Annotated in this window: 24 protein-coding genes and 1 riboswitch; of the genes, 3 read left to right on the top strand and 21 right to left on the bottom strand. The window is 42.6% G+C overall.

Annotation, left to right across the window (positions count from 1 at the left end; translation table 11 throughout):
• Window positions 1–192 precede the first annotated feature (192 nt).
• Window positions 193–1,200 carry an oxygen-dependent tRNA uridine(34) hydroxylase TrhO gene (gene trhO / locus AAEY93_RS00295; RefSeq protein ID WP_335686373.1) on the bottom strand — a complete coding sequence of 336 codons (1,008 nt, stop codon included), beginning with the start codon at window positions 1,198–1,200 and terminating at the stop codon, window positions 193–195.
• A gap of 248 nt (window positions 1,201–1,448) precedes the next feature.
• On the opposite strand from trhO, the gene AAEY93_RS00290 reads away from it, so the two are divergent.
• Entirely contained in the window at window positions 1,449–2,165 is a 717-nt protein-coding gene (locus AAEY93_RS00290) for a glutathione S-transferase (protein ID WP_351074345.1), read from the top strand.
• 175 nt (window positions 2,166–2,340) lie between these two features.
• Window positions 2,341–2,541 (top strand): hypothetical protein, encoded by a 201-nt coding sequence (locus AAEY93_RS00285; RefSeq protein ID WP_101030736.1) that lies wholly within the window; start codon window positions 2,341–2,343, stop codon window positions 2,539–2,541.
• An 80-nt stretch (window positions 2,542–2,621) separates the two neighbouring features.
• Here the strand turns inward: AAEY93_RS00285 and AAEY93_RS00280 are convergent, their stop codons facing one another.
• The 11 genes from AAEY93_RS00280 to hinT form a co-directional block, all read right to left on the bottom strand.
• Window positions 2,622–3,170, bottom strand: a complete 549-nt coding sequence (locus AAEY93_RS00280) for an NAD(P)H nitroreductase (RefSeq protein WP_351074343.1) — start codon at window positions 3,168–3,170, stop codon at window positions 2,622–2,624.
• Between the two features lie 117 nt (window positions 3,171–3,287).
• Window positions 3,288–3,887 (bottom strand): HvfX family Cu-binding RiPP maturation protein, encoded by a 600-nt coding sequence (locus tag AAEY93_RS00275; RefSeq protein ID WP_101030729.1) that lies wholly within the window; start codon window positions 3,885–3,887, stop codon window positions 3,288–3,290.
• A gap of 92 nt (window positions 3,888–3,979) precedes the next feature.
• Window positions 3,980–4,825: a DUF6279 family lipoprotein gene (locus AAEY93_RS00270; RefSeq protein WP_351074341.1), complete on the bottom strand. Its 846-nt coding sequence runs from the start codon at window positions 4,823–4,825 to the stop codon at window positions 3,980–3,982.
• A gap of 50 nt (window positions 4,826–4,875) precedes the next feature.
• Window positions 4,876–5,874, bottom strand: a complete 999-nt coding sequence (locus tag AAEY93_RS00265; protein ID WP_351074339.1) for a phosphotransferase family protein — start codon at window positions 5,872–5,874, stop codon at window positions 4,876–4,878.
• A gap of 36 nt (window positions 5,875–5,910) precedes the next feature.
• On the bottom strand, window positions 5,911–6,606 hold the full coding sequence (pnuC, locus tag AAEY93_RS00260) for a nicotinamide riboside transporter PnuC (protein ID WP_101030718.1): 696 nt from the start codon (window positions 6,604–6,606) through the stop codon (window positions 5,911–5,913).
• Window positions 6,607–6,611: 5 nt separating this feature from the next.
• Window positions 6,612–6,872, bottom strand: a complete 261-nt coding sequence (locus AAEY93_RS00255) for a hypothetical protein (RefSeq protein WP_101030715.1) — start codon at window positions 6,870–6,872, stop codon at window positions 6,612–6,614.
• Between the two features lie 53 nt (window positions 6,873–6,925).
• Window positions 6,926–9,127: a TonB-dependent receptor gene (locus AAEY93_RS00250; RefSeq protein ID WP_351074336.1), complete on the bottom strand. Its 2,202-nt coding sequence runs from the start codon at window positions 9,125–9,127 to the stop codon at window positions 6,926–6,928.
• 57 nt (window positions 9,128–9,184) lie between these two features.
• A riboswitch (TPP riboswitch) is annotated at window positions 9,185–9,292 on the bottom strand.
• A gap of 125 nt (window positions 9,293–9,417) precedes the next feature.
• Window positions 9,418–9,810, bottom strand: coding sequence for a YcfL family putative periplasmic lipoprotein (locus AAEY93_RS00245; RefSeq protein WP_101030709.1), 393 nt, complete (start codon window positions 9,808–9,810; stop codon window positions 9,418–9,420).
• Between the two features lie 62 nt (window positions 9,811–9,872).
• Window positions 9,873–10,340 carry a PaaI family thioesterase gene (locus AAEY93_RS00240; protein WP_101030705.1) on the bottom strand — a complete coding sequence of 156 codons (468 nt, stop codon included), beginning with the start codon at window positions 10,338–10,340 and terminating at the stop codon, window positions 9,873–9,875.
• Complete coding sequence (locus AAEY93_RS00235; protein WP_335686261.1) at window positions 10,337–10,846, bottom strand: PaaI family thioesterase; 510 nt, start codon at window positions 10,844–10,846, stop codon at window positions 10,337–10,339. Before AAEY93_RS00235 ends, AAEY93_RS00240 begins: the two co-directional genes overlap by 4 nt.
• On the bottom strand, window positions 10,846–11,199 hold the full coding sequence (hinT, locus tag AAEY93_RS00230) for a purine nucleoside phosphoramidase (protein ID WP_101034643.1): 354 nt from the start codon (window positions 11,197–11,199) through the stop codon (window positions 10,846–10,848). Before hinT ends, AAEY93_RS00235 begins: the two co-directional genes overlap by 1 nt.
• 204 nt (window positions 11,200–11,403) lie before the next feature.
• On the opposite strand from hinT, the gene AAEY93_RS00225 reads away from it, so the two are divergent.
• On the top strand, window positions 11,404–13,161 hold the full coding sequence (locus AAEY93_RS00225) for a M61 family metallopeptidase (protein ID WP_351074332.1): 1,758 nt from the start codon (window positions 11,404–11,406) through the stop codon (window positions 13,159–13,161).
• 226 nt (window positions 13,162–13,387) lie between these two features.
• On the opposite strand, the gene AAEY93_RS00220 is transcribed toward AAEY93_RS00225, so the two are convergent.
• From AAEY93_RS00220 to AAEY93_RS00180, 9 genes are all read right to left on the bottom strand, one after another.
• The gene (locus AAEY93_RS00220) at window positions 13,388–14,020 is read right to left on the bottom strand and encodes a LuxR C-terminal-related transcriptional regulator (RefSeq protein WP_124013764.1); all 633 of its coding nucleotides are present in this window, start codon (window positions 14,018–14,020) and stop codon (window positions 13,388–13,390) included.
• Window positions 14,021–14,638: 618 nt separating this feature from the next.
• A complete protein-coding gene (locus AAEY93_RS00215; protein ID WP_351074330.1) occupies window positions 14,639–16,426 on the bottom strand; it encodes a bifunctional protein-serine/threonine kinase/phosphatase in 1,788 nt (595 codons plus the stop codon).
• A gap of 101 nt (window positions 16,427–16,527) precedes the next feature.
• On the bottom strand, window positions 16,528–17,994 hold the full coding sequence (locus AAEY93_RS00210) for a NarK family nitrate/nitrite MFS transporter (protein ID WP_335686264.1): 1,467 nt from the start codon (window positions 17,992–17,994) through the stop codon (window positions 16,528–16,530).
• 11 nt (window positions 17,995–18,005) lie between these two features.
• On the bottom strand, window positions 18,006–18,332 hold the full coding sequence (gene nirD, locus AAEY93_RS00205) for a nitrite reductase small subunit NirD (protein WP_351074327.1): 327 nt from the start codon (window positions 18,330–18,332) through the stop codon (window positions 18,006–18,008).
• Window positions 18,329–20,932 (bottom strand): nitrite reductase large subunit NirB, encoded by a 2,604-nt coding sequence (gene nirB, locus AAEY93_RS00200; protein WP_351074325.1) that lies wholly within the window; start codon window positions 20,930–20,932, stop codon window positions 18,329–18,331. The genes nirD and nirB overlap by 4 nt, the downstream gene beginning before the upstream one ends.
• Before the next feature lie 224 nt (window positions 20,933–21,156).
• Window positions 21,157–21,849, bottom strand: a complete 693-nt coding sequence (locus AAEY93_RS00195; RefSeq protein WP_351074323.1) for an ANTAR domain-containing response regulator — start codon at window positions 21,847–21,849, stop codon at window positions 21,157–21,159.
• A complete protein-coding gene (locus tag AAEY93_RS00190; protein ID WP_351074321.1) occupies window positions 21,837–23,015 on the bottom strand; it encodes a glycosyl transferase in 1,179 nt (392 codons plus the stop codon). The genes AAEY93_RS00195 and AAEY93_RS00190 overlap by 13 nt, the downstream gene beginning before the upstream one ends.
• Window positions 23,008–23,919, bottom strand: a complete 912-nt coding sequence (cobA, locus tag AAEY93_RS00185; protein ID WP_124013770.1) for a uroporphyrinogen-III C-methyltransferase — start codon at window positions 23,917–23,919, stop codon at window positions 23,008–23,010. Before cobA ends, AAEY93_RS00190 begins: the two co-directional genes overlap by 8 nt.
• Window positions 23,919–26,708 (bottom strand): nitrate reductase, encoded by a 2,790-nt coding sequence (locus tag AAEY93_RS00180; RefSeq protein ID WP_351074318.1) that lies wholly within the window; start codon window positions 26,706–26,708, stop codon window positions 23,919–23,921. Before AAEY93_RS00180 ends, cobA begins: the two co-directional genes overlap by 1 nt.
• Between the last annotated feature and the right edge of the window lie 19 nt (window positions 26,709–26,727).

Below are 26,727 nucleotides of genomic sequence, written 5' to 3'. Positions count from 1 at the left end.
CCGTGACGTTAGCGTTAGTCAATAATCAACCATTAGAGAATGATTTATCATGCAATGGCTTAGCCCAAGAGCAAAAAAACTGCCGCGGTTGCAAATTGATTACGATGTTAATGCCGCTCTCACTTCACCAAAAACGAAAAAACCCATCGTGTCCTGATGGGTTTTTTGCTGCTAATGAGTTAACTCATCAAGTTAGCCTTTGCTGTTGGCTTTTTCTTGTGTTTTACGTTGAGCTTCTTTTTGCTGACGACGTGCATCTATGACTTGCTTTACATCACTGCCAATATGCGCTTCACCGCGTTGCTTAGCTAATTGTACTTGACGCTCACGCTCAATAAATCGCTGACGTTGTTCTTGAGGAATGTTATCGATGCAATGAGGGCAACTCACACCTTGAACATAAGCTTCAGATTGCTTTTCAGCTTCCGTTATTGGCATACGACAAGCATTACACTGATCGTATTGGCCTTTTTCAAGGCTGTGATTAACGGCCACACGGTTGTCAAACACAAAGCATTCACCTTCCCATAAGCTTTGCTGTTGATCCACCTCTTCAAGATATTTTAAAATGCCACCTTCAAGATGATACACCTCATCAAAGCCCTGCTCTTTTAAATAGGCGGTTGATTTCTCACAACGAATACCACCGGTACAAAACATGGCCACTTTTTTATGCTTGGCAGGATCTAAGTTTTGTTTGACGTACTCAGGGAACTCACGGAAAGTCTCTGTTACGGGATTAAGCGCATTTTTAAAGGTACCAATCTTCACTTCATAATCATTACGGGTATCAACCAATACCACTTCAGGATCTGAAATCAGTGCATTCCAGTCTTTGGGCTTAACATAAGTGCCAACGACTTTACGCGGGTCTATACCTTGAACACCCATAGTCACAATTTCTTTTTTAAGTTTTACTTTAGTACGATAAAATGGCATTTCATCATCAAAAGACAGCTTGGTGACGATGTTATTTAAACCTGGTTGTGTGTCTAACCAGACCAACAAATTCTCAATGGCGGATTGGGTGCCAGCAACAGTGCCATTGATCCCTTCTTGGGCAAGTAACAAGGTACCTTTGATGTCGTTTTGTTCCATGACTGTGAGCAATGGCTGACGAACAGCCTCGAAATGAGGTAAGGCGACAAATTTATATAATGCGCATACGGCAATTTGGGGTTGAGATGTTTGTTGGATCATGTCTTGTTTAGCTTCTTGCATAACTGTTGAAACTCCGCTGGCTGGAACTTAATTTCCAGTGCATATAATATGGCCGGCACACTGTGCACAGACTCAAAAAAAACGGCCGCAAGTATACCTAAGTCACACTCAAAAAAATACTAAAACAATCCGACGCACCTTTTTACTTTGTTGTGAGCATTTTATTTTGGGATTCAGGCCTTAAAAGCGTTACTCTATTAGCCAGACTTAATTTGATATGATCCCTAATGAATTCTGCTATTTTGTACACCTTTCGTCGCTGTCCTTATGCCATGCGGGCACGTATTAGCCTTCATTTGAGCCAACTTAATCCGTTAGTGCGTGAAATTGAACTTAAACATAAACCCGCAGAGATGTTAGCCATTTCGGCCAAAGGCACAGTACCAGTACTTGTCACGACAGATAACCAAGTGATCAGTGAAAGTATTGATATTATGCGCTTTGCATTAACTGAGCACCCAGCACCTGAAACCAACTACTTAACCCCAGCCGAGTATCAGTCACTGCAATATTGGTTAGATAAGCCAGCAACAGAATCGCTCATTAATGCTAACGATATTGAATTTAAACCGTGGTTAGATAAATATAAGTATGCCGACAGATACCCCGAATACAGTCAACTCTGGTATCGACAACAAGCAGAAAACTTTATACAACGTCTAGAAACCTGCTTAAATCAACATCGGTTTTTATGCACAGATACCGTCACATTAGCTGACTTTGCTATTTTTCCATTTATTCGCCAATTTGCTAATGTTGAGCCGATATGGTTTAACAACAACCAATCTCCTAAAGTGAGAGTTTGGTTAGCAACGCTAATGAATAGTCCGTTATTTAACGTGACCATGCACAAATATCCATTGTGGTTACCCCAACGAAATGGGATTCAGCTCAAACATTCAATAAATGATGATGGACAACTAATACCTTTGTGCAACAATTAAAAATTATTAATATTTAGTAGTTTACAGACTATTAATCCGTTAATTTTTAAAGTAGATTAAAGATGTTAGCAGTAAATAGCCGTTTAATAACATGGATTACTATTATTTTTACTGCAAATTGAGATTTTAAGTTTACACTTAAATAAGTCATTGCTAGAACGCAAAGGAACATGACATGGATAATATGGATATTACGTTAGTCATAATGCTTATCGCATTACTAATTTTACATATTCACTTTTGCTATCGAGCCTTAATGTCGAAAGCACCTATCGGAAATGCTCAACGTTTTGTCTGGTCGATGCTCAGTTTATTGATGGGACCATTAGGCTATTATGTTTATCAGAACATAATCCCACTTGAATTCTACGAATAGACGCCCTAGCCCTATTTAACCATCCCAGCATCAGCGAGCCACGAGGCTAAATTAAGGCTTATATTATCTGTTGCTCCCGCTTATAAATAGCGAGCGAATTGACGACCCTTTTTTAATGGCTTTGTTGGCGCCGTTACCGCTGGTGTGCCTACATATAAAAAGCCCACTATTTGGTCTTGTGCCGACAAACCTAATTGTTGATGAACGTTAGCATCAAAAGCAAAATCGCCTGTACGCCATACTGCACCAAGCCCAATCGAAAATGCAGCTTGCTGCATGGCCATCGTCGCACAACCGGCTGCAATGTGCTGCTCTAAAGCGGGAACGTTATTATGTGCTTGCGTTTTAGCGACCACAGTAATCACCATAGGTGCGCGATAAGGCATATTGCCAACTTTAGCTAAAAAAGCATCATCGGCACCCTTTTTTTTAGCTGCATCAACAAAAATATTCGCCAGTTTAGCCAAACCTTCATCGATTGCGATAATAAACTCCCATGGGGTCAAGGCACCATGATCGGGTACTCTAGCTGCAGAATCGAGTAACAATGTAAGTTGCTCAGCATTCGGCGCAGGGGCAATAAGACGTGGAGTTGATTGGCGGGTTAGTAGCAGTTGTGTTGCGTCCAAGATACGGTCCTTCTAGATGAGTTCTGATGCTAATGTTAACAAATAACCCACTTAATTGGTGGGTTATTTTCAAAACTTTACATCATCTGTGTTAACACCTGTTGAGGAAAATATCGCTTAAGTATTGTTTAAATAACGACGAGAAATAAAATAATCGACACTGGTGTAACGACCGCCGCCCAGCGCAAAGATGGCAAATAGCATGATCAAGTAGGTAATGGCAAACTCAATACCATTATTGAGAATAACGAAATTACCTGAACTGGTTAACCATTCATAATTACCATGCTGTTGTAAAATCGCTTTTGCTGCAGACAGTTTTTCCGCTGAAGCCAACACTTGCTCATTGGCTAACCACGAACTTGCATCGGCAATAGCTAACCAGCCATTAGGTAAGTGCACCGCAAAAGCGGCTACCACCATGGTTGCCATCATCGGCAGTGCCACAATACGTGTCGCCAAACCAATTAACAGTAAAAAACCACCAAACAACTCTGTGCCTGCAGCCAGAGCAGTCATCACTTCAGGCATCGGTAAGCCTAACCCCCAATCTGGATTACCAAACCAAGCGGCTGTGTCTTCAAAATGTGATAATTTGTTATAACCAGCCTGCATTAACACTGGTGCTAAATAAATCCTTAACGCTAATGGAGCAAAGCCTTCTGTATGTTTAATCACATTTAAAAACTGTTGATATAATCTACTTAGTGTCTGCATAAATAACCCAGGCTGAAATCGTTGTTGTAGTAATAGACCCGCTGAAGATTAAAAATATTTCAGCTTATGCGATTAACAGCTATAAATATGTATTATTTGTCTAAGTGTAATTCAGTTAAATCTTCTACTAATTCTGCTAATTTTTTGTCGAAGTGCTTACGTTGTTTTTGACTAAACGTTTGATTAAGCGCAATTAACATTGAACCAAATTTACGGGTATTTTCGGTAACATTATCGCGATACACCTCAGATTTAAGTTCATCTGGCGAGATCATTAATAATCTCATTTGTTGGGTAAAATAATCAGTTTGCTGACGGCGTTTCATCGCTTGTTCAAATTGGCTTAACCATTCATGACGATACTCAAGCCACATATCCAAGGTAGCTAAACGTTGCGTATTAGCTTGATGAATGATGTCTTTTTGCGCATCCGTTATATCACCGGTCCATTCTGATAATTTTTTTGCGATTCTTTTGTCTGAGTCGATTATCAACTCGGCTTTATCTTTGCCGGCGTATTCTTCGATTAATTCTTTTTGTTCTTTTTTTAGCTGCGTCAGTACCTGATCAACTTGTTCATCAGATAAGCTCGCCAAAATAGGTAACAGATCAGGCATAACAAAATCGAAAATTCGGGACCAATGGGCCTTCGCCATTGACACTTGTTTAAGCCATAGCTCTGGGGTCATGGTTTGTTGATTCGTTAATGTCGATAATAAAGACAGTTGATCACGATAACGGGGTAATTCTTGTTGGCGATGCCAGACTAAAAACGATTCAATAATAATATCAAATTTGTCTTGCTGCTCTGAGGTTAAGTCTACGTATTCTTCAACCTCCCACTCTATCGCCCAATCCAAAAAGAAATAGCTTATTTTAGTGGAACAGCCGACAAATAATAGGCTACTTAACAGTAGGACGATCAATTTTTTAGACACAGATAATTCCCTTATCGAAATTTACCTTATTTGTACTTTATCAGAGCATATTAGCAAGTGATTAATGTAAAATACTTTGTAAAGTATTGTAAGTATTGTGTAGATTTGTGCGGTTCTTTAGCTGCCATTAATAATGCCCACATCGCTGAGAATAGCCAAAAACAATTTATTGCAGCAGGTAACGCAGCTTTAGCCGCCGCAACATCTGTGAGGCTCGATATTTGGCAATATTGGATAATCACGTTATCAATTAATTGACTCACTTGGGTTGTCGATAGTTGATGACTGGCTATCACGCTGGCTAAATCGAATAACGGATGACTGGCCACCGCATATTCATAATCAATGCTTAATAGCTGATGCGATACGCTGCCGCCAAGAAGTAAATTGTGCGGGGTTAAATCTCGATGACAAAAAACGGGCAACAAAACACACGCTTCTAACTGCGATAACCAATGCTGAACAAATCCATTTAAGCGTAACAATTGCTGCCAAGCATGATGCCATTGTGGTTCGGTTTGCGTGGTACTTAAAGAATCTAATTGATGCGCATATTGTTGCCATTGCACACTCACGGTAATACTGGTTAGAGGCACTGGTAACGCACTAAGTGTACTCAATAATGCGCTTAACAAAGGGACAGCATCAACGGCTAAAACAGGTTTATTTGTTTCCTGCTGGATGGATGCATTACTGTGCATTGCGGAAAATATCGACCAGTCTATGTCGGGTTGATCAATAAACTCACTTAAATACACTTTTTTATCATCACTGACCCAAATTAATGCAGGTGCAATGTTAGCAGCCATCGCGGCTTGCCAACATTCGACTTCAAGCGCCCTATCGCACCAAGTACTGTGGGGTTGATTAACTCTCAATACCTTATCGCCGTCATCGCAAGATAACTTAATGTTAACATTGCTGATCCCGGTGTTGAGGAACGATATTGCAGTACATTGTGCGTTGAGTCTGTGAAACAATGCTACTGGCATCATTTGTTGCATCATTTCAAGCACATTGTTAGGTAGTGATAACAAGGGTTGGGACATCAAATATTTACTCCAAGGAGATTGTATTGTTATTGGCTATACACCAACCACGTCTTGGGCAACGTTATCTTGCTGTATAATATGATGATAATATTTTTTGCGCCACATTATGTAACCCCCAACCGCCATCGCGACGTATAAAACAAACAGACCTGATGTCAACATCAAGCCTTTTTGGAAATAAAGGTAAATAGACACAAAATCAATGACGACCCAATAGAGCCAATTCTCCAGTACTTTTTTTGCCACTAAATAGGTTGTTACTACCGCAAAACAAGTGGTTGCCGCGTCGATATAGGGAAATGCTGCAGAGGTATGATTAGCCATAACATACCCCACCAGTAAAGACACCAAAGATGTGACGCCGATGACAACAGCATGAGTACTCCACGACCAACTGGTAATGTTAAGTTGATGGCTCTCTATATTGTGCTGAGCACTATTATGCTGATTTCGCTGCTGCGAGGACGGCACATGTAACCACAGCCAATAACCATACACCGCCATGCCCATATAATAGATATTGAGTACCGACTCCATTAACAAAGACACATTCCAAAACAATACCGTATAAATGGCGGTGCTAATAAATGCCGCAGACCAACACCAAATATTGGTCCGCATAGCAAGAATTAAGTAAGCCAGTGCCAGCATAACGGCAATGGCTTCCCAGAACGTCATTAATGACGCCTCTCCTAAAACTTGCTGTATTGTTGAGAGTAACTCACTCATTGTGGTTATTCGCTATGAGCAAGGTTGAGCTCACCACCAATAAATTTACACACAAAAACGGCCTTGCCCCATTTTTGGTGAGCGGCCTGCATTTCAACGGCTAGCATCGACATAACATCGCCATACTCACCACACACTTGTGTTGCCATCGCATTAGTGACTCGTTGAATATTGTCATAACTATCCACTCTGCCGATAAACCATTGGATCGGATCGAGATAATTTTCATTAAACGGATACATGCTGATTTCTGCAGTTAACTTCATTGCTATTCCTTAATAAAAACCACTGCAACCGAGGTTACAGCGGCTATAAGCTATTACATAAATTGGATTTCTAGTGTCACACCTAATTGGCGCGGATCACCATAACGAATGTATTGCTTGTCTGCCCAGTCTTGATCTGGCTCGTTGCCAAAGTAAAAACCACGCACGCCATATTGTTCATCAAACAAATTGCGGCCCCATAAATAAGCTGACCACGTCGGCGTTTCATAACCTAGACGTGCGTTATAAATGGTATAGGCTTCTGACTGGGACTCATTGCTGTCCGAATAATAAAACTGGCTTTTACCACTGGCATTAACGTTGGCGAACCAACCAGAGTCAGCGACATACGTCATGCCCGCACTGTAAGTGACATTAGGAGAATGGGCCAGTTCACGACCCGACAAATCAATGGTAGAACCGTATTTATCACTGTATTGATATTGGCCATATTCGGTTTCCAACCAACCAAAGCTACCATAAAATTCAATATTTTCAGTTAAGTACCATTTTGCATCAAGCTCTGCGCCGTAGTTTTTTGAACTGCCAGCGTTTTCGGTAAAAAGAATAAATCGCTGCGGGCTATCAGGGTCTTGTAAAGACGCAGCCACTTGTTGATCTTGGCGATCCATATAAAATAGCGCCACTGTAGAATCGACTTCACCGTCAAACCAACTCGACTTTAAACCCACTTCATAGTTATATAGGATCTCAGTATCGAACTCTTTCTTGTCAGACAATTGGGCAGGTAATGTCATATTAAATCCACCCGCTTTATAACCCCGGGCGATACGAACATAGGCATTATGATCCGCATTAATAACTTTTGATAATGCAATATGGCCCCCCCACATATCTTCTGACGGGGCAAAACCATCCTTATTACTGTCACTGTAATCACTATCACGACGCTCTAATCGTAATCCTGTAGACAATAAATAATCATCGCCTAAATGACTGTCTAACTGACCAAATACTGCATAGTTGGTCGCATCGTAACTTGACTGCAGCACTTCATCTGGATAAGTGTTGTATTCTGAATATAAGTCATTATCTTCTTTCAAATTCATCGCATACACACCCACTAACCAGTCGGTGCTATCTGCCCAAATTCGTCCGCCATTTTTTGACGATAGACGAAACTCTTGAGTTAAGGTTTTGCGGTCACCCTCTTTATCCCAGGTATAATCATAAACACAAGGTTCGGTAACATTAACGACACCATCGGCATCATAAGCCGTACAAGCTTTACTTGCCCAATAATCGGAATTAGCCCAATCGCCATCATAACCATTATGGTGGTTGGTTTGCGCGAATGAGGTTAACGAGGTGAAGTCAAATGTTTGCACACCAGTATAAATAAACTTAATCCCAGCCCCTGTGGTTTTTTGGGTATCGATGCCGGGTTGGTCGGTTAAGGTGTTGCTGCGATTATTATCCAATGTCCACACATCATAGCCATTATCAAAATTTGCATGTAACAAGGTTAAATCAACTTGCAGATCGTCGGTAGCATACCAACGTAATTTAGCTCTGGCAGTTAACTCGTCACGTTCATTGGTATCGTCGCGATTAAGATAAAGGTTGTCACGGTAGCCGTTTTGGTTATGTTGCTCTAACGATACTCGATAGAGCAATTTGCCTGAATCATTTAGCGGACCGGAGCTGAAACCAGAAAGAGTAGCAAGATTATCATCACCTAAGCTGACTTTTGCACCATGCTCAAACGATTCAGTGGGGTCATTGCTTTTTAAGTAAATTAATCCGGCTAACGCGTTGGCACCATATTGGGTGCCTTGTGGACCACGTAAGACTTCCACCTGCTGCATGTCGTACATGCTCGACACCATACCAAGGCCAGATAAGTCGATGTCATCGACCACAAAACCAACTGATGAGTTAGGTGCGCCTTGATATTGTTCTTGCTCACCAACGCCGCGAATTTGAAAATATTTAGGACGAGAGCTGCCGCCGGACCAATTAAAGTTAGCGATAGAGTTAAGCACATCTTCGAAATGTTGTGCGCCTTCATCTTCAAGTTGTTGAGCGTCAATGACGGTCACGCTAGAGGGCATTTTATCAAGACTGATATTACTAAAATCAGCATTAACAATAATGACTTCCATTTTTTCATATTCGGGGGTGACGCTTTCGATATCAGCAGTTTTAGCCATAACAATCGGCGAGCTTAACGCTGCAAAAACAGCTAATGCTATGGGTGTCTGGTGTAACGTAGTAGGATTTATCGTGAACATAGGACCTCAAATGATTATTTTGAGATCCGGCAAGAGTAGAGAATAAGAGGTGCACCTAACGATAGTGTGGCCCATTCCTACGCCGGTATAAGCCGGATCAGGTTCTAAGGGTTCGTCATACAGACATCTCAGTTCAGGTTTTACTGAACACCCCTTGGCGATCACGATTATAAACTAACTCCTGTATGATTACACTCGCTACAATACAATTTGATAACGTAACGATGCAATTTATTAACTACCAGGCTTGGTCACATCACGTAAACCTCTTCAATAACGTCGCGATGATATTAATAAGAGAAGGTTTCACGCACATAAATCTCAAATCGTGTCGCTTGCGCATTGGGGGCAACCGCACTGACTTGTAACTGCTGCTTGCCATGTAATTTAATCGACTTCCAACTGCTTGCTTCATCTTCAACCGTCAATCCACTGGCATCAAACCAAGTGAATTTATATTGTAGGCGCAAGTCAGTACTCGATTGACTTTGAATTAAGGCTGAAGCTTTAATTAAATCAGCGATCATAATGGCTGAAATATCCACCACAGCGACCTCATTAGCAAACGATGAGTTATCAACCCTCACTTGCCCCGCAGAATCCACTGCGATGCCCGCGGTATTATGCGCGCAGGCACTCAGTAGCAATGTTGTCGCGATAAACCATAATGAAGCTAGTTTCATACAATATCCCCCTCAAAACCGATGCAATTATAGCCGTGGCTTAATAAAGATCCAAGGCATGGCTAATCTAATAAAAAATGAGCTCGTGCTGTGGCAATAAGTTGCTTTCGGTTGGTTTGCCAGCAGTTCATGCTTACATTTGCCACCCGACGACCTTGACGGGTAATTTTACATTCAGCAAAGGTATCTTGATGCAAACCTGCGCGTAAATAATCAATTGAAAAATCGACAATTTTAGGCACTTTCTTGGCTTGCATAAATACCATTAGCTGCACAATAGCGGACATTTCCATAAACCCAGCAAGCACCCCACCGTGTATAGCCGGCAAAATAGGATTACCAATATTGTCATCTTTGGCGGGCAGTCTAAACACCATCTCATCACCAAAACGGGCCACCGACATACCAATAAATTGTGAATATGGTACTTTTTCAAGTAGATAACTATAGTCGTTCAGTTCAATGGCGCGTTTCACCACATCTTGAACATCTAAACGCGCCGGTGTACTTTCGTTGGTTTGATCAATCATGGTTTAACCTCAGGTAAATTCCCCATTAACGCTTGACGAAACTCTTCACCGACCATTTCTGGACTAATGCGCATAAATGAACCCACAGCATGAGCGATAGGTTCATCAATACTGTCTTGATAAGCAATCGCACGGGTAAAAGCCACAGTGGATGAGAGCCGGTAACATTCAGCAAAGGCATAAACCGATTTATGAGGTTCAGCAGGTTTCATATAATCCACCCGTAAATCCAACGTCGGTGACAATTCTAACGATTGGTATTTTTTCAATATGGCGCACACAACTGCAGTGCCGCATGCGGTATCAATGAGTGTGGTGATCACTCCGCCGTGAATAACCCCAGTATCTGGATAACCAATAATATCTTCGCTATAAGGCAACTCAATCTGCACATGATGCTCACTGGCTTCTTGCACGGTTAATCCTAAACGACGACATTGAGCTAATTGGTTTACAAAACGCCTTGCGACTTCGGTTAACGGAAAAAAATCACTGTTAATTTTCATTATCCACAACTCAGCATTGGGCCTAATGGTTTACCACCCAAAAGATGCATATGAATATGATAAACCTCTTGGCCACCATGTTTGTTGCAATTCATGATTAACCGATAACCGTCTTGTGCAATCCCCGCTTCATCGGCAAGTTTGGATGCAACCGTTATCATCCGCCCTAATGCTTTTTCATCAGAGGCTTTAACCTCATTAGTGGTGCTGATTAAATGGTTAGGAATGATGAGAATATGGGTCGGTGCTTGCGGTGCAATATCCCGAAATGCAGTGACTAACTCATCTTGATATAAAATATCAGCTGGAATTTCACGTCGAATAATTTTGCTAAAGATGGTTTCTTCGGCCATTTGGGTGCCCTCATTAAATAACTGCATTGTTGCTATTGATAATACTATCAACTCTTTGATCTATCACTCCAGTAAAAACTAGGTTTATAGCCAATATTTTACTCAAAATGCGATTCGTTTGCTTAACGTCAGCATTTTTGGCAGCATTGTAGATTATAGCTCAATCGTTTTGATTGTGACTCACCTACTCATTCGGAATTCTTTATGCATTACCATATTCATGCGATCGATCCCAAAGCACACCTATTTGAAGTCACCCTAACGCTAACAAGCGCAAACCCATTTCAAGTTTTCTATTTACCGGCATGGTTACCTGGCAGCTACATGATCCGAGATTTTGCTAAAAATATCATTAACATCGATGCCAAAGAAAACCAACTACCGCTGAGTGTCACTCAATTAGACAAGCAAACTTGGCAATTAAACAACCAAGGTAGTGATATTAGCTTATGTTACCAAATCTACGCTTGGGATTTATCCGTTAGAACGGCTCATCTTGACACCAACCACGGTTTCTTTAATGGCAGCAGTGTGTTTTTAGCGGCAAAAGGGCTTGAGCCACAACCCCATAGCGTCACTATTACTAAGCCGGCACTCACAGAATTGGCTCATTGGACTCTGGCCACCAGCATGACCAGAACCACAGGTGATCAATTTGGCTTTGGTGATTTTAGCGCACAAAACTATGATGACTTAATCGATCATCCAGTTGAAATGGGCGAACTCACCATCGAGACCTTTTTCGCAGCAGGTGTTCCCCACGATATCGTATTAAGTGGTAAACACCGAGCCAACATGGCCCGTTTAGCCAAAGATCTTAGCGCTATTTGTGAATACGAAATCAATCTGTTTGGCACTCCAGCGCCCTTTAAACGCTATGTGTTTATGACCACTGTGTTGGATAATGGTTTTGGTGGCTTAGAACATAAAGCGTCCACTGCGCTAATGTGTTCCCGTAATGATTTGCCACAGTCATTAGATGCGCCAGTAGATAAAGGCTACCGCACTTATTTATCACTGTGCAGCCATGAATACTTCCACTCATGGAATGTAAAACGCATTAAACCAGCTGAATTTACCCCGTTTGATTTATCCCAAGAGTCTTACACTGAACAGTTATGGGCTTATGAGGGCATTACTTCATATTACGATGATTTAATCACCTTTAAGTCTCACTGTATTGATCAAGCCGGTTACCTTACCCTGCTTAGCCAAATTATGACCCGCGTATATCGAGGTCAAGGTCGTTTTAAGCAAACCTTAAAGCAATCAAGTTTTAATGCATGGACCAAGTTTTATAAACAAGATGAAAATGCCGCCAATGCCATTGTCAGCTATTACACCAAAGGCGCGCTCTTTGGGTTGTTTTTAGATTTAACCATTCGCACTGAAACTCAGGGGCGTAACAGTTTAGATGATGTAATGCGTCAACTTTGGCAACAATATGGCTTAACCGAAATTGGTACCGATCCACTCAGTCATCAACGAATTGTTGAAACCATACTGGATCGCCCATGTGATGATTTATTTGCTTATTTAAACAACACTCATGATATCCCCTTAAAAGAATTACTGGCCCAAGTTGGGGTGACCATGACGCTACGTGCAAGTGAAGGCAGTGCGGATTTAGGTGGCGGTGATGCAAAAGGCTTTAATATTGGCTTTGGCGCTAAAACAAAAGCAGAGTCATTCGGTTTAAAAGTATTAAGTGTGAACCAATACAGTCCAGCACACCAAGCGGGCTTAAGTGCGGGTGATTTATTGATTGCAGCCGATAACTTGTTAGTGACCAGTCAATTTGAGCAGCAATTGCAAAGCTTGACTATCGGCGAGCAACTCAAGCTACATTGGTTTAGGCGTGATGAACTGATGCAAGGACAACTGCCCATTTGTGCCGCCGCTTTAGACACAGTTTCACTCACGATTGAGCAACCGAATAAAACGGTACTATGGTTTAGTTAACACCGAAGGTTTAGTTAACACCGAGCATTCGGATCTAACATTGACAAAAAAAGGATATCAATTTGATATCCTTTTTTTTGTCACTATTTAGCTTTATCTTCGATAAATACATATCGCCCCATCGTATTAACTATATGGCCATGCAGCGGGAATTAGCCAACAAACTATTGCCTTGAGCATCTTCAAGCGTTTTTGCTTGATATTCTTTGACGACTTTGCCGAGATATCACACTCTTACCTCATGCATGTGAGTTTGTGCCCAAGCAATGGCTTGCCCTCGGCTAGAAACACCAATCTTACGGAACGCGCGATATAGATGAGTCTTAATAGTTGATTCACTAACAAATAGTTGATTCGCAATATCAAGATTGGTGCTACCAGACAATAACGTTTGTAATACCTCACGCTCACGAATAGTCAGTTGATCGCTTTCATCTTCATTATCCATACCCATTAATGATTGAGATAAATCTTGAGGGATCACGCTACGACCTTTGATAATTTCATTCAAACCAGCACTTACATCAGCTAAACTCGCATTGGTATAAAACACGCCTGTGGTGGTCGATGGATGAATTAAAAATGTTGCATCAACCTGTTTTGGGAAATTTATAAACACAGTACGCACACCAAAATACTCACGCTCAATAACGCGCTGTAGTTGATATGCTTGTTGAAGATCAATCGTTGCTAAATCGAAAATAACCATTGAATTGGTTTGTGTAGACAATAGTTTCGACATGTTACTTGGTTGGGCTTTAGCTAATTTAACTAGAAACTCTTGTGGCCAGCGAGAATCGAGTAAATCAATTAACAACTGTGACCGCGATACGATCATCCAATTTTCGACTTTAAACATTCCAAACACTCCAGTGGTATGAATAGCAGTGGTATATTGAAACTAAGTCCGTATCAATGTGAATGAGTCTAACAAGTGGATTACTGTATAACAATTAGCCTAAAGGGTGCTTGCGCGCCCTTAGTTAGCCTTTTGTACTACACGCCTTGAACAATAGTAACAGAGTTATCGTCGCAAATTGGGTGACATTAGCAGTGTTATCTGCAGCAGTCTGAGCCAAACGGATTAAGTCATTCCACATGATGAAAGCCTGATTGAGTGGAAATAAACTGATTATTGCTACCGAGTTTATTTAGGTTAACCAACAGTTCATCGCCAAGTTGATTTATATTGGCTTGATTATCTATTAAAGCTAACTCATCAACATCACTTATATCTTAGCTAAAGCAAAGCTATAAGGATAGGAGGATAGGCATTAAACATCTAAAGTTATAAAGTTCAAATAACAATAAGTTAAATATAGGTAACGTAGACTGATTCGAGATTAAATAGGATCGGGAGAAAGTGTATATCGAAAGTTAAAAATACATCTATTCCAACCCGTAACTCATTATTATTCCATGTAATAATCCCATGTGATAATGCCATATAATAAGAATGTTTTATTGTGCAGGATGGTTAATTAAACAAACGCACTAGCAAGCATAAAAACAACACGATTGAAATCACTTGCCAAAAACGTACAGGATTGCGGGCAATAATGGGAATAAAATCTTTTGCTGTGTGATTAACTCTGGCAGTCGTTAATTGATGAAGTAATTCACAGGTATCCCCTTGACGTAAACTCGGTTCAATATTGAGTGCTTTTTTTAATGCTAAATCGATCCACTCTGGCACCATTGGGTTTAATAGATGCACGCTAACGTATTCTAAACGTAAAAAGTCCTGTCGATTACGACACTTTTCTAATTTGCCTTTAAAAGGTAATTGCCCGGCCAACATTTCAAAGGCAATCACGGCAAGTGAAAATAAATCAGCACGGCCATCGACTTGATAGCCAAGCACCACTTCTGGAGCCGTGTAATCTGCCGTACCCAAAATAGTGTATCGGGTTAACGGACTGCTGATTTCAGCAATGCCTTTAATATAACAAGAACCAAAATCAATAATTTTTACCACTCCATTTCGGGTAATAAAAATATTGTCGGGCTTTAAATCTTGATGCAGGGTTTCACGACGATGAAATGCCCTAACCCCTAATTCGATTTGTTTAAGCAGCAGTAACACATCTTCCACAGGTGCTTTTTTATGTTGCGTTAACCACTCTGCAAGGCTCATTCCGCTTAAGAACTCAGTTAAATAATACAGTGCCGATTTAGTTTTGTGCTGCTCGACCACCTTGACCACATGGGCACTATTAATCCGTTGACCGGTCCAACTTTCTAACATAAATCGCTCTATATAAGCGGCATCGTCTATGTAATTAATCGAGGGGGTTTTCATACAAAAATTTTGACCTTGCTCATTCACCACCCGATAGACTTGGCTACGCTGTGATTGATGAATGATATGGGTCACCTGATAACCATCGAGTTTCATACCAACGCTTAAGGGGGGCGGAAATGGTTGCTGTGATAAACAGTGATACACATCATCGATAGCTTGTTTGGGTAATTGACTAACACTTAATAGCTGCGCACTTAGATTGTCTTTACTGCCTAAATCGAAAGCCTTTCTAATTAATTTTTGGCAAAACTGTTCACATGTATCATCCGTTAATTGCTGATGCTGTTGACTAAAGGTAGTTAATTTTTTATGTATCTCAAACTCAGTTAATAGATCATGAACCCCATCGGTAGTCAATAAATACAGGTCACCGACGTCGACCGATAAGGTTTTGTAATCAACATCTAATTTAACGTCCATCCCCAATGCACGGGTAAGGTATTGGCTTGATGAGTTAATATTGGTGCTATGATCATGGCTTAATTGTAGTAACTCTCCATCGCGAAAACGGTAAATCCGTGAATCACCCACATGCAGCATATGCACAGAACAAGACTTAAACACCAGCGCACTAAAGGTACACACAAAGCCGCGTCTGGCATCCCGATAATCTTGCCCGAGTCCATACAACCAACGATTCAATGCGGTTAATACTTTAGTACTAGATTTTTGCACGCTCCAGGTCTCAGGAGTGGAATAATAATCGGCTAAAAAATTACTCACACTAATAGCAGAAGCATGTGCTCCCCCCTCCGCAGTGCTAACGCCATCGCTGATCACACTCACAACGCCCTTAGTCATTAATGGCATACCTGAAGGAATACGAATACCTATCGCATCTTCATTTTGTGATTTACGGCCTTTGTCGGAAGCTTGGCCAACAACAAGCTGCAAGGTTGCGGCAAAAGGAAGCGTATCTTCTGTACGATCAAGCGCTTGTTGTAATGACTCTGAAGCCATATAACCCTCGTTTTTTTGATTAACCGCTTTACTTAAACCGCTTGAACACAAGCTATTTGAGCTTTAATGGCAGCGGGTTGCAACTACTTACTTAAGCACCACTAGCTGACACTGATTAATGTCACTTCGCCATTTTCATTCACTTCAGCAATATGACCTTTGGGTTCTTTCATAAAAAATAATGTCACAAAGCCAAATACGGCACTGACTGCAATCACGTAGAAAAACACTTGAGTAGAGACTATCGAGTACACCGTTAAGAAAAATACCGCGCCAACATTACCATAAGCCCCTGTCATGCCGGCTATTTGGCCTGTTAAACGACGTTTAATCAGCGGCACTGCAGCAAATACCGCACCTTCACCACCTTGGACAAAGAATGAACATGCCATTACAACGGTAACCGCCATTGGTAATGACCATGATGAATCAATTTGTGCCACCGATAAATAACCGATAGCCAAGCCTGCGGTGAGGATTAATAAAGTCGTTTTACGACCAAACCTGTCACTTAACCAGCCACCACCAGGACGAGACATTAAGTTCATAAAGGCATAGCTGGATGCCAACATACCGGCTTGCGCCATCCCCAGCTCAAACGTTTCGGCAAAAAATAACGGTAACATAGACACAACAGCTAACTCAGATCCAAATGTAGTGAAATACAGCACATTTAATACCGCAACTTGCTTAAATTGATACCGTTCAAACTCTGGTACCTCTATTGAATATAAGTGTTTGTTCACTTGATAGGTTTGGTAAAAATCGAACAAGAACACCACCACTAAGCCAAGGTAAATGAGATAAGTTGTCTCTTGAGTAAACATACTCACGCCAGCAGGTGATAACTTCCAACCCAACAATGCCAGCGTGGCATACATAGGCACTTTCATCAGGATCAGCAATACAAAATCACTTTTACTGGTGACTTCTAAACCGCCGCCTTTTTTGGGCTTAAAGTAGGTTGACCCTTTTGGCGTATCAGTGACATTAAAATAATACACAAACGCAAACAACAAGCTCATTAAACCGGTAACCCCAATGGCATAACGCCAGCCGTCAGGACCACCAAAAGCAAGCGCTACTGCGGGTAATGTAAAGGCTGCCGCGGCAGAACCAAAGTTACCCCAACCGCCATAAATACCTTCTGCAGTGCCGAGCTCTTTTGCTGGAAACCATTCGCTTACCATACGAATACCCACCACAAAGCCAGCACCAATAAAACCAATTAGAAAACGCGCTAAGGCGAGTTGCTCAAAAGTATCAGCTACGGCAAACATAAAACAAGGTATAGAACAAATCCCCAACAAGGCAGAATAGGTGATCCTTGGGCCATATTTATCGGTAACCATGCCGATGATGATCCGCGCCGGAATCGTTAATGCCACGTTGAGGATCAATAAGGTTTTAATCTGTGATGTCGTCAGCCCTAAACTGTCGGCAATCACGCTGACTAACGGGGCAGCGTTAAACCACACCACAAAAGTAATAAAAAAGGCCATCCAGCTTAAATGCATGATTTTCATCTTGCCGTGAAATGAAAATAGGTTAAATTTTTCAGCGCTCATATTGGACCCCTTTATGCCTGAGCCAAGACAAAAATATTGCCTTGCTCAGTTTTAATTTCAAATGATTTAACCACTAGATCATTATTTTCAATACAACGCCCCGAATCCAAACGGTAATGCTGTTTATAAAGCGGCGAAGCCACACACAGCTCACCATCAATTTCACAAATCAATCCTCTGGCTAACAAACTCACACCACTAGCAGGATCGATATTATCAAGGGCAAATAAACCGTCTTTACCTAAGTTAAAAATAGCCACTGCACGCCCGGCAACCCAAGCGGCTATTCCCGTGCCTTTTGGCATACTTGCTTCAGTGCACACATTAATCCAAATCATGCTAATTCCTCCACTTGGGCTTGTTCGACATCGTCAGTAATCTCTTTAATGGCAATCGAGCCTGCCCCCGCATCGTTAATGTTAGGGAAACGCTGTTCCCGAATACGCTGATAAGCATTGGCATCTGTTGCGGGGGCATCATTTGGGTTAACAAACTCATTAAAACGCGCCAAAAAAGCAGGTTGCTCAAGGCTGGTTTTCCACTCACATTGGTATGTGGCAGCGATATGATCCATTTGTTGTTCTAGCGCGGCATTAATCCCAAGCGCATCATCAATAACTACCGATTTTAAGTAATCTACCCCCCCTTCTAAAGCGTCCATCCAGGTTGAGGTGCGCTGTAATTTGTCTGCGGTTTTGACATAGAACATCAAAATACGGTCGATGTATTTATACAGGTCTTGGGTGGACAAATCGGTGGCAAACAAATCACCATGACGCGGACGCATGCCGCCATTGCCAGCAACATACAGATTCCATCCTTTATCGGTTGCGATTATACCGATGTCTTTGCTTTGGGCTTCTGCGCACTCACGGGTACAACCCGATACCGCAAATTTCAATTTATGCGGACTGCGCAAGCCTTTGTAACGATTTTCTAAATCGATAGCGAAACCAACCGCGTCTTGTACTCCATAACGGCACCAAGTACTGCCAACACAAGACTTAACCGTTCGCAGAGACTTGCCGTAGGCATGGCCAGTTTCAAAACCAGCATCAATGAGTTTTTGCCAAATTTCAGGTAACTGCGATAGCGTTGCACCAAACATATCAATGCGCTGGCCACCGGTTATTTTGGTATACAGATCATATTCTTGGGCGATTTGGCCCATGGCGATAAGTTTAGTCGGAGTAATTTCGCCCCCTGCAACCCGCGGCACAACAGAGTAAGTGCCGTCTTTTTGGATGTTACCTAAGTAGGCATCATTGGTGTCTTGCAGCTGCACATGACCGCGGTCTTGATTGAGCACATACTGGTTTTGTAAGCTGGCAAAGATAGATGCCGCTGCTGGCTTACAAATATCACAACCATAAGTGTGACCACTTGCTGATGGCTTGCCATGTTGTGTCATTAAAGTATCAAAATCACTGATGCCCTCGACTTGGCAAAGGTGATATAACGCTTGTCTGTCGTGATCGAAATGGGCGCAAATACCGGCATTATAATCGAACCCAGCGGCTTGTAATGTTTGATCTATAATTTTTTGCACTAACGGCGCACAGCCGCCACAACCTGATGCAGCGCGAGTACATGACTTGATGTCAGCTATTTTATGCTTGCCTGCTGTTACAGACTCAACAATGTCGCCTTTAGTCACTTGATGACAAGAACACACAATAGAGGAGTCTTTTAAATCTGCTTCGTTTTCAGCACCGGCAAGCAATAATTCAACCGCGGAGCCTTCAATCTCATCTTGTGATAAATAAGCATCGAGCAAGCGGCTGTAATCGCTGTTATCGCCAATTAATACCGCACCTTTTAAATATTTACCGGTTTCATCTAACCATAACTTTTTATAAATTCCCGCCTGGTTATCAGATAACTCAACAAATTGTGCATTTTCAAAACCACGGCTTGCGCCAATAGCGGCCACGTCAACACCCAGCAATTTCAATTTGGTGCTCATGTCTGCGCCGGTAAATGACTGAGAAACGCTAGTTGATGTTAATGAGCCAAGATGAGCAGCCACAACCCGCGCCATTTGATAACCTGGGGCCACTAACCCAAATATTTTTTGCTGCCATAATGCACATTCTCCAATGGCATAAACATCTGGCGCAGAGGTTAAACAGTAATCGTCAATTTCAATGCCGCCACGTTCACCAATATTGATATTTGAAACCCGTGCTAATGAATCTTGTGGACGAATACCCGCTGAAAAGACAATCATGTCAGTTTCAAGATAAGACTCATCATTAAAGGTCATTCGATGTAATGCCGTTTCACCGTCGATAATCGCGGTGGTGGCTTTTGAGGTATGCACGCTCACGCCGAGTTGTTCAATTTTGCTACACAATAAATCACCGGCTTTGTCATTTAGCTGAACGGGCATCAATTGTGGCGCAAACTCAACAACGTGGGTTTTCACCCCAAGTTGTTTCATGGCATTAGCGGCTTCTAAGCCTAATAATCCGCCGCCCACAACAACCCCAACGTGACTGTTTTGGGCTGCAGCTTGGATAGCTTCAAGATCTTCAATGGTGCGATACACTAAACACTGAGCGCGATCGTTACCTTGAATAGGCGGCACAAACGGAAATGATCCGGTTGCCAGTACGAGTCGATCATAATGGTAATTGCCCCCTTGGGCACTCGTGACCGTTTTAGCGGCAATATCAACCGCGGTGATCGGGGTATTTAAGTGCAGCGAAATGCCCCAATCTTGATAGTCTTGCGCACTGGTTAACATTAACGGATCGGCGCTACCGGTCTCAAAATATTTTGATAATTGCACTCGATCATAGGCTGGACGGGGTTCTTCACCAAACACATGCACATCAAACGTTTTATTGAGCCCTAAACTACACAATTGCTCAATAAAGTGATGACCTACCATGCCATTACCGACCACCACTAACTTGGGTTTTGAGACTGCCATATCCTGCTCCTTCATGCCATGGACCGTAAAAAACAAAATGGCGCCAACTCCGCTTAAAGAGTTGGCGCCATTGCCTGTTACTATTCCGATTTTTTAAATTTTATTGTTTGAACATTAATGGTTTAAAAAACCATTATCGACTTTCGGTATCATACTGTGATGTTGCAGGCTCTATGCCAACAAACAAAAAAACCATAATCACTTGATTAATATATAATTAAAACTTAGCAGCCTTTGTGCTGAGACGATAATATGTCCGCCTTAGGGATAATCGCACCAAAATGAGGCGCACCATCATTGTTCACCGCTAAAGTATCGACTGCTAACGAAGTATTTTGCTTGCTGACAACTGCAATAATTTGTGCCGACATTTGTGCCACCGACAAGCCTTTTTGCATCGCTTGTTGTTGAATAATGTGGTGTGCTTTGGCTTCATCAAACCCTTGTTGCATTACAATCAACTTTGCTTGGCTGAGCAGTTTTATACTGCGAATTTCATCATCTAACTTTTTAAATTCGGCTAAGGTTTTACTGGCGGCATTAAAACGCGCTTGGGCTAAACTGATCACGCTGGTTAAACGGTTGACGGTCAGCATATCCGGAATAAAAGTGATGCGCCCACAATCAAGCAAATCGGTTAACGCTGCCTGTTGCCATGTTTTGGCATTGACAACGATCACCATAGGTTTACTCGTTAATGTACGCTGGACCAGCCCCTGAATTTGACTGTGTAATGTCTCGGTTAATACCAACAAGGTATCAAATGTTTGTTGATGTAATTGTTGCTCAACTTGGCTTACCGAAGTCAATACAGTGACATGCCCAAACGCCGCCAAACAAGTCTGATACTGCACCAGATCACAATCGGCCACAGGTACAGCCGCAAAGCTCTGATCGCAAAAGATTAAACTGCGCATAACCACTCCTTTTTCCGCCATTGATCTAGTGGATTATCTGTTGTACTAAAACGGTTTGCCCAACATTGTTGACTCAAACTGACTGCTTGCGCTGCTGTAATCGCCGTTGCGTTAATTGAATCTATCGTAGCTGACTGGCGGCTCAGTAATAGCAGCAACGCAGCCAAAGTAGCCTGAATACTGCTAAGCGCTTGCTCGATCATGGTGCGCGACATTAATTCCGTGAGTTTATTGGCCGAAAAAGGCTGTTGTTCGCGCCATAACAGCGCAAGAATGTCGCTAGACAATTCAGCTTGGCCCACTTTCGCACCAGAAAAACCTTCTAATAATGTGGGGATCGATAAGCTCGATACCACTATAGTGTTTGCTTGTCCGTTGACGACAGTAACCGTGGTCGACACTCTTGGATTACATTCTGTTTCGCCTTGTAAACCTTTAAAAATCGCGACACTGCCGGTATGGTATTCACCTTTTGCAAATAAGATTTCGCATATGCCTTGGTGCAGATAATCTAACCCGGGGTGAAAGTAGCTACGCAGACTGATCGCTGCATTAGTTGGGTTGATACACCGCGCTGCAGTTTGAATAAGGCTACGAAGACCCAATTCTTGATGCAACTGGCGGCACTCATCTAACACTGGTGCTAAATCACCCGCACATACATAAACAATGTTATCGGATAGCAAGGCTGCATTAGCGCTTTGTGGTGTAGTACAACAAGCAATATTGACTGCCGCTAAGCAAGATTCAACATGGCGGCGATGGGGTAAAGCTTGGCTGTCGCCATGCAACATTACACGCACACCTTGGCTTGCCAGTAGTTTAGCCACCAACAATAACCACGGTAACTGCTCACGCTTACCCGCATACACAGGCCAGTCAATATCAACCGCCAATGTCCCCCAACCAGTATCTAATGTATGACGTAGCCCTGCGACCATCCCAGCAACTTCTTCTGTGGTTTCACCACGAACGCGCATTAACATCATGGCACTCGCCATCTGTACCCGGGTGGCTTTTCCTTTAGCAAAACCTTCAAGTAATAAGCTGGCCTCAGCAAATGTTAACGTCCGCGAGCCTTTTTCGCCCTTACCCAAGGCTTTGATCAATAACCTAAAATCAAATTCATCGACTGATGTCAGGGTTAACTCACCAATTTTAGGCATATAGCACCTCGCATTCATATTCAGAATGTGGTTGTGACTCTGGCTGTGGTGAAACAAAATCAATATCGTCGAGTAAAGCACTAAGCTGTTGGCCGACACTGACCACTTCACCAATAATGATTAATGTTGGCCCAGAGTCCTTAATAGTCAACGCAGCATCAGCCATAGAGTCAACGGTTGCATAAGTCACAATTTGGTTTGGTCTACCGCCATTGGTAACAAAAGCCACCGGCAAGTTAGCGGCGCATTGGGTATCGAGTAACCCGAGTGAGATGCTTGCCGCTTGTTCTTTACCCATATAAAAAACTAAGGTGGACTGTGCTGTGAGCAATGCTTGCCACTGCGTAGGAGCATTTGCATTATCTGCATCGGTCATTTTTGTGCCGGTGATCAGGGTGACACTTCGAGCCATACCACGAAACGTCAGTGGAATACCTGTGCTAGAAGCACAACCTAACGCGGCGGTAACACCGGCAATAAACTGCGAACGGATCCCCTGCTGAGCCAAGTAAAGCGCCTCTTCTGAGCCGCGACCGAAAATATGCGGGTCTCCGCCTTTTAAGCGCACCACTTTAAACCCTTGCTGTGCCAAGCTCAGTAATAACGCATTAATATCTTCTTGATTAACACTGGGCTGGCCGCAACGTTTACCGACAAAGTGGCGCTGACAAGATGGCGTCACTAAGGTTAAAATATCGCTGCTAACAAGGCTGTCAAACACGAGTGCATCGGCTTGAGCAACAATCCGCGCCGCCTTAATGGTCATCAAATCCAATTGACCACAACCTGCGCCAACAATGGCGACTTCGCCAGCTTGCAGTTCGCTTGTAGGTAATCCATCAGTAAGACAGCCTAAAGAGTTAATTGGCTGATGACCTTTTATCATTGCATCTACGCTATTCATTAGGCAACGTCCTCTTCTACTGCATGTTGATGTTCAATTTCGGTGTACGATAATGCATCCAGCCAACTTTGCTTGGCACACTGCTTTACTTCACTGTGACAACTGCCACATTGACGCCCGCAACCTAATAATGATTGAGTGCTATCTAATGCCTGTTGAAAACTGATGTTGGCTAAACCGTCACCCATCACTTGGTCGTTAAATTGTTGATTGATTTCGTCGTTAATGCTCGCTTCGGTTACCCCTGTACAAGCACAGATTAACGGGCTATTACCGGCTTTAATTTGCTGATGTAGCAACTTCATTAACGGCTTGTCGACAGGCTTGCCAATAAACGTATTCATCTGATTTAAGCCCACATTCACTTGAGTGTGAGACAACACTTTTAATGCCTTAAGTAATCCTTTATCCATATTGCATTGGATATATAAAGGCTGGCCATCTACCGTTAAGGTCCATTTAAGTGAATAGGCTGTCGCTTGGTAGGCAAAACCGTCGTTGGTATCTGTAAAACCAATGTGATGACACACTCCGTTCTCCAGCGTTTGTGCAACTTGCCAGCATAGCCCGTGAGCAGAAGAGTCGTGTTGACCAAAAACAACACCTTGCAGCGCAAGTAGAACGGGGCTTAATATCACTGGTTGACACTTAAATCCTGGTTGCTTTGATATTGGATCAACACGGGCATCTAACGCCTGATTCACCCCTTTGGTCATAGAGAACTGCGCCGACCAATGCATCGACATCAATGCCACATTGGCTGGCATATCGTCATCGACAACGGCGCGTGCCACAGTGAAGGCTGACGATAATATGGTCGCATTGGTATCCATTGAGTGCGGGGTCAGTGCTGATTGAATTCGTACAAAACCACCTTCGGTTAAGGAGAATTTTTGCAACTGTGATGAATGTAAATGAATAACAGGCTCAGGAATGCTGGCGCGTAAACTGGCGATATGTCCGGTGCGAGTCATGGTATGCCACTGATCGCGACTACGGCAGCTGTTTAATAACAGTGTGTTGTTGGTTAACGACTGCTCTGATGGATTAACAGGCGCTGGCGCGACAAATTGCGCTTTACCACTTGCAGTGGCAAACACACCATCACTGAAAACTCGCCCGCCTCGCTGGCCTATTTGCGTAGCAGAAGCAATAGGCCATTGTGTTGGCAGTAACGCATCATATTGCCCTTTTGATAAGTCGGCTAAGCCAGTTAAATCAAATACTTTGTTAGGAAACTGCTGTTTTACTCGAGCAGACATGGCTGAAAATTCGTTGAAAACACTGGCGTTATCTTCAAAATTAAATCCGTGAAAGCCCATTTTTTTGGCCACTTGGCTCATAGCCCACCAATCAGCTTTAGCTTGACCTTTGGGGGTAATAAACCCACGCTGGCGGGTAATGGTGCGTTCACTGTTGGTCACAGTACCGCATTTTTCTGACCAACCTTGCGCTGGCAATAACACATCAGCAAGCTTGGCGGTATCTGAGTCTGGGCTAATTTCAGATACCACTACAAAGGGGCAATCGGCTAAGGCTTTGGCAATTTTTTCACTATTAGGTAGCGACACCACTGGGTTGGTACCCATAATCCAAATCGCTTTAATTTTGCCATCGGCAAGGGCATCAAACATCTCTACTGCTGCTAAGCCTTTTTGTTCGGCTACGCTGTCGGTTTGCCAGAAATCAGCTAATAGCTGACGTTCAGGTGCTGAAAATCCCATATGACAGGCTAACTGGCTCGCTAAACCACCGACTTCACGGCCGCCCATAGCATTAGGTTGTCCGGTTAACGAAAAGAAACCACTGCCTATTTGTCCAATTTGACCTAAGGCAAGATGACAGTTAATCATCGCATTGGTGGTATCTGTGCCTATAGTTGATTGATTCACTCCCTGACAAGATGCGGTAAGTACTTTTTTATGAGCCGCCACTAATTGATAAAACTCAGTAAGACGAGTAACAGATACTCCGACTTGGTTTGCGAGTTCGGCTAAATTGGCACTTAATTGTTGCGCCTCGGACACAACAGAATCAAAACCCTCGGTGTGTGCTGCAATGTAAGTGTGATCAACACAATTTTGATCGGCTAAATAACCCAGTAAGCCATGAAATAATGCTAAATCGGCACCTGGTGTAATCGCTAGATGTAAATCCGCTTGTTTAGCTGTCGCGGTTGATAGCGGGTCGATAACCACTAAACGGGCATTATTGTTTTTTTTTGCCGCTAATACTCGTTGAAAAAGCACTGGATGAGTCCAAGCAGTGTTAGCACCCACCAGCACGATGACTTCTGCTTGCTCTAGGTCATCAAAGCAACCTGGCACCACGTCTTCACCAAAAGCGCGTTGCATTGCACTCACCGCTGACGACATACATAAACGAGAGTTAGTATCGATGTTAGCCGTTTTTAAAAAACCTTTGGCGAACTTATTCGCGACATAATAATCTTCAGTGAGTAATTGCCCTGAAAGATAAAGGGCAACAGAGCCGGGGCCATGCTCAGCAATGGTTTGTGCAAAAGTATCAGCAATTAAGGTGCTCGCACTATTCCAATCAAGGGGTTTACCTGAACGATATTTTGGATAACGTAGCACATTGGGCTGATCTAAACTGTCGAGTAAGCGTTCACCTTTAGCACATAAATGACCGTAATTTGCAGGATGATTGATATCACCCACTAATGATAAATCAGCTGTATTTATATCAGTCCAATCCGCTTTGTTCGGTGACACGCTTACGCCACACCCGACACCACAATAAGCACAACTCGATTGGATCTTTGACATACATCTACCCTTTCACCTT

It is taken from the genome of Shewanella sp. CAL98-MNA-CIBAN-0140, assembly GCF_040309905.1.
Classification (GTDB): Bacteria; Pseudomonadota; Gammaproteobacteria; order Enterobacterales; family Shewanellaceae; genus Shewanella; species Shewanella psychromarinicola.
This window is presented reverse-complemented; position numbering and strand designations above follow the sequence as displayed.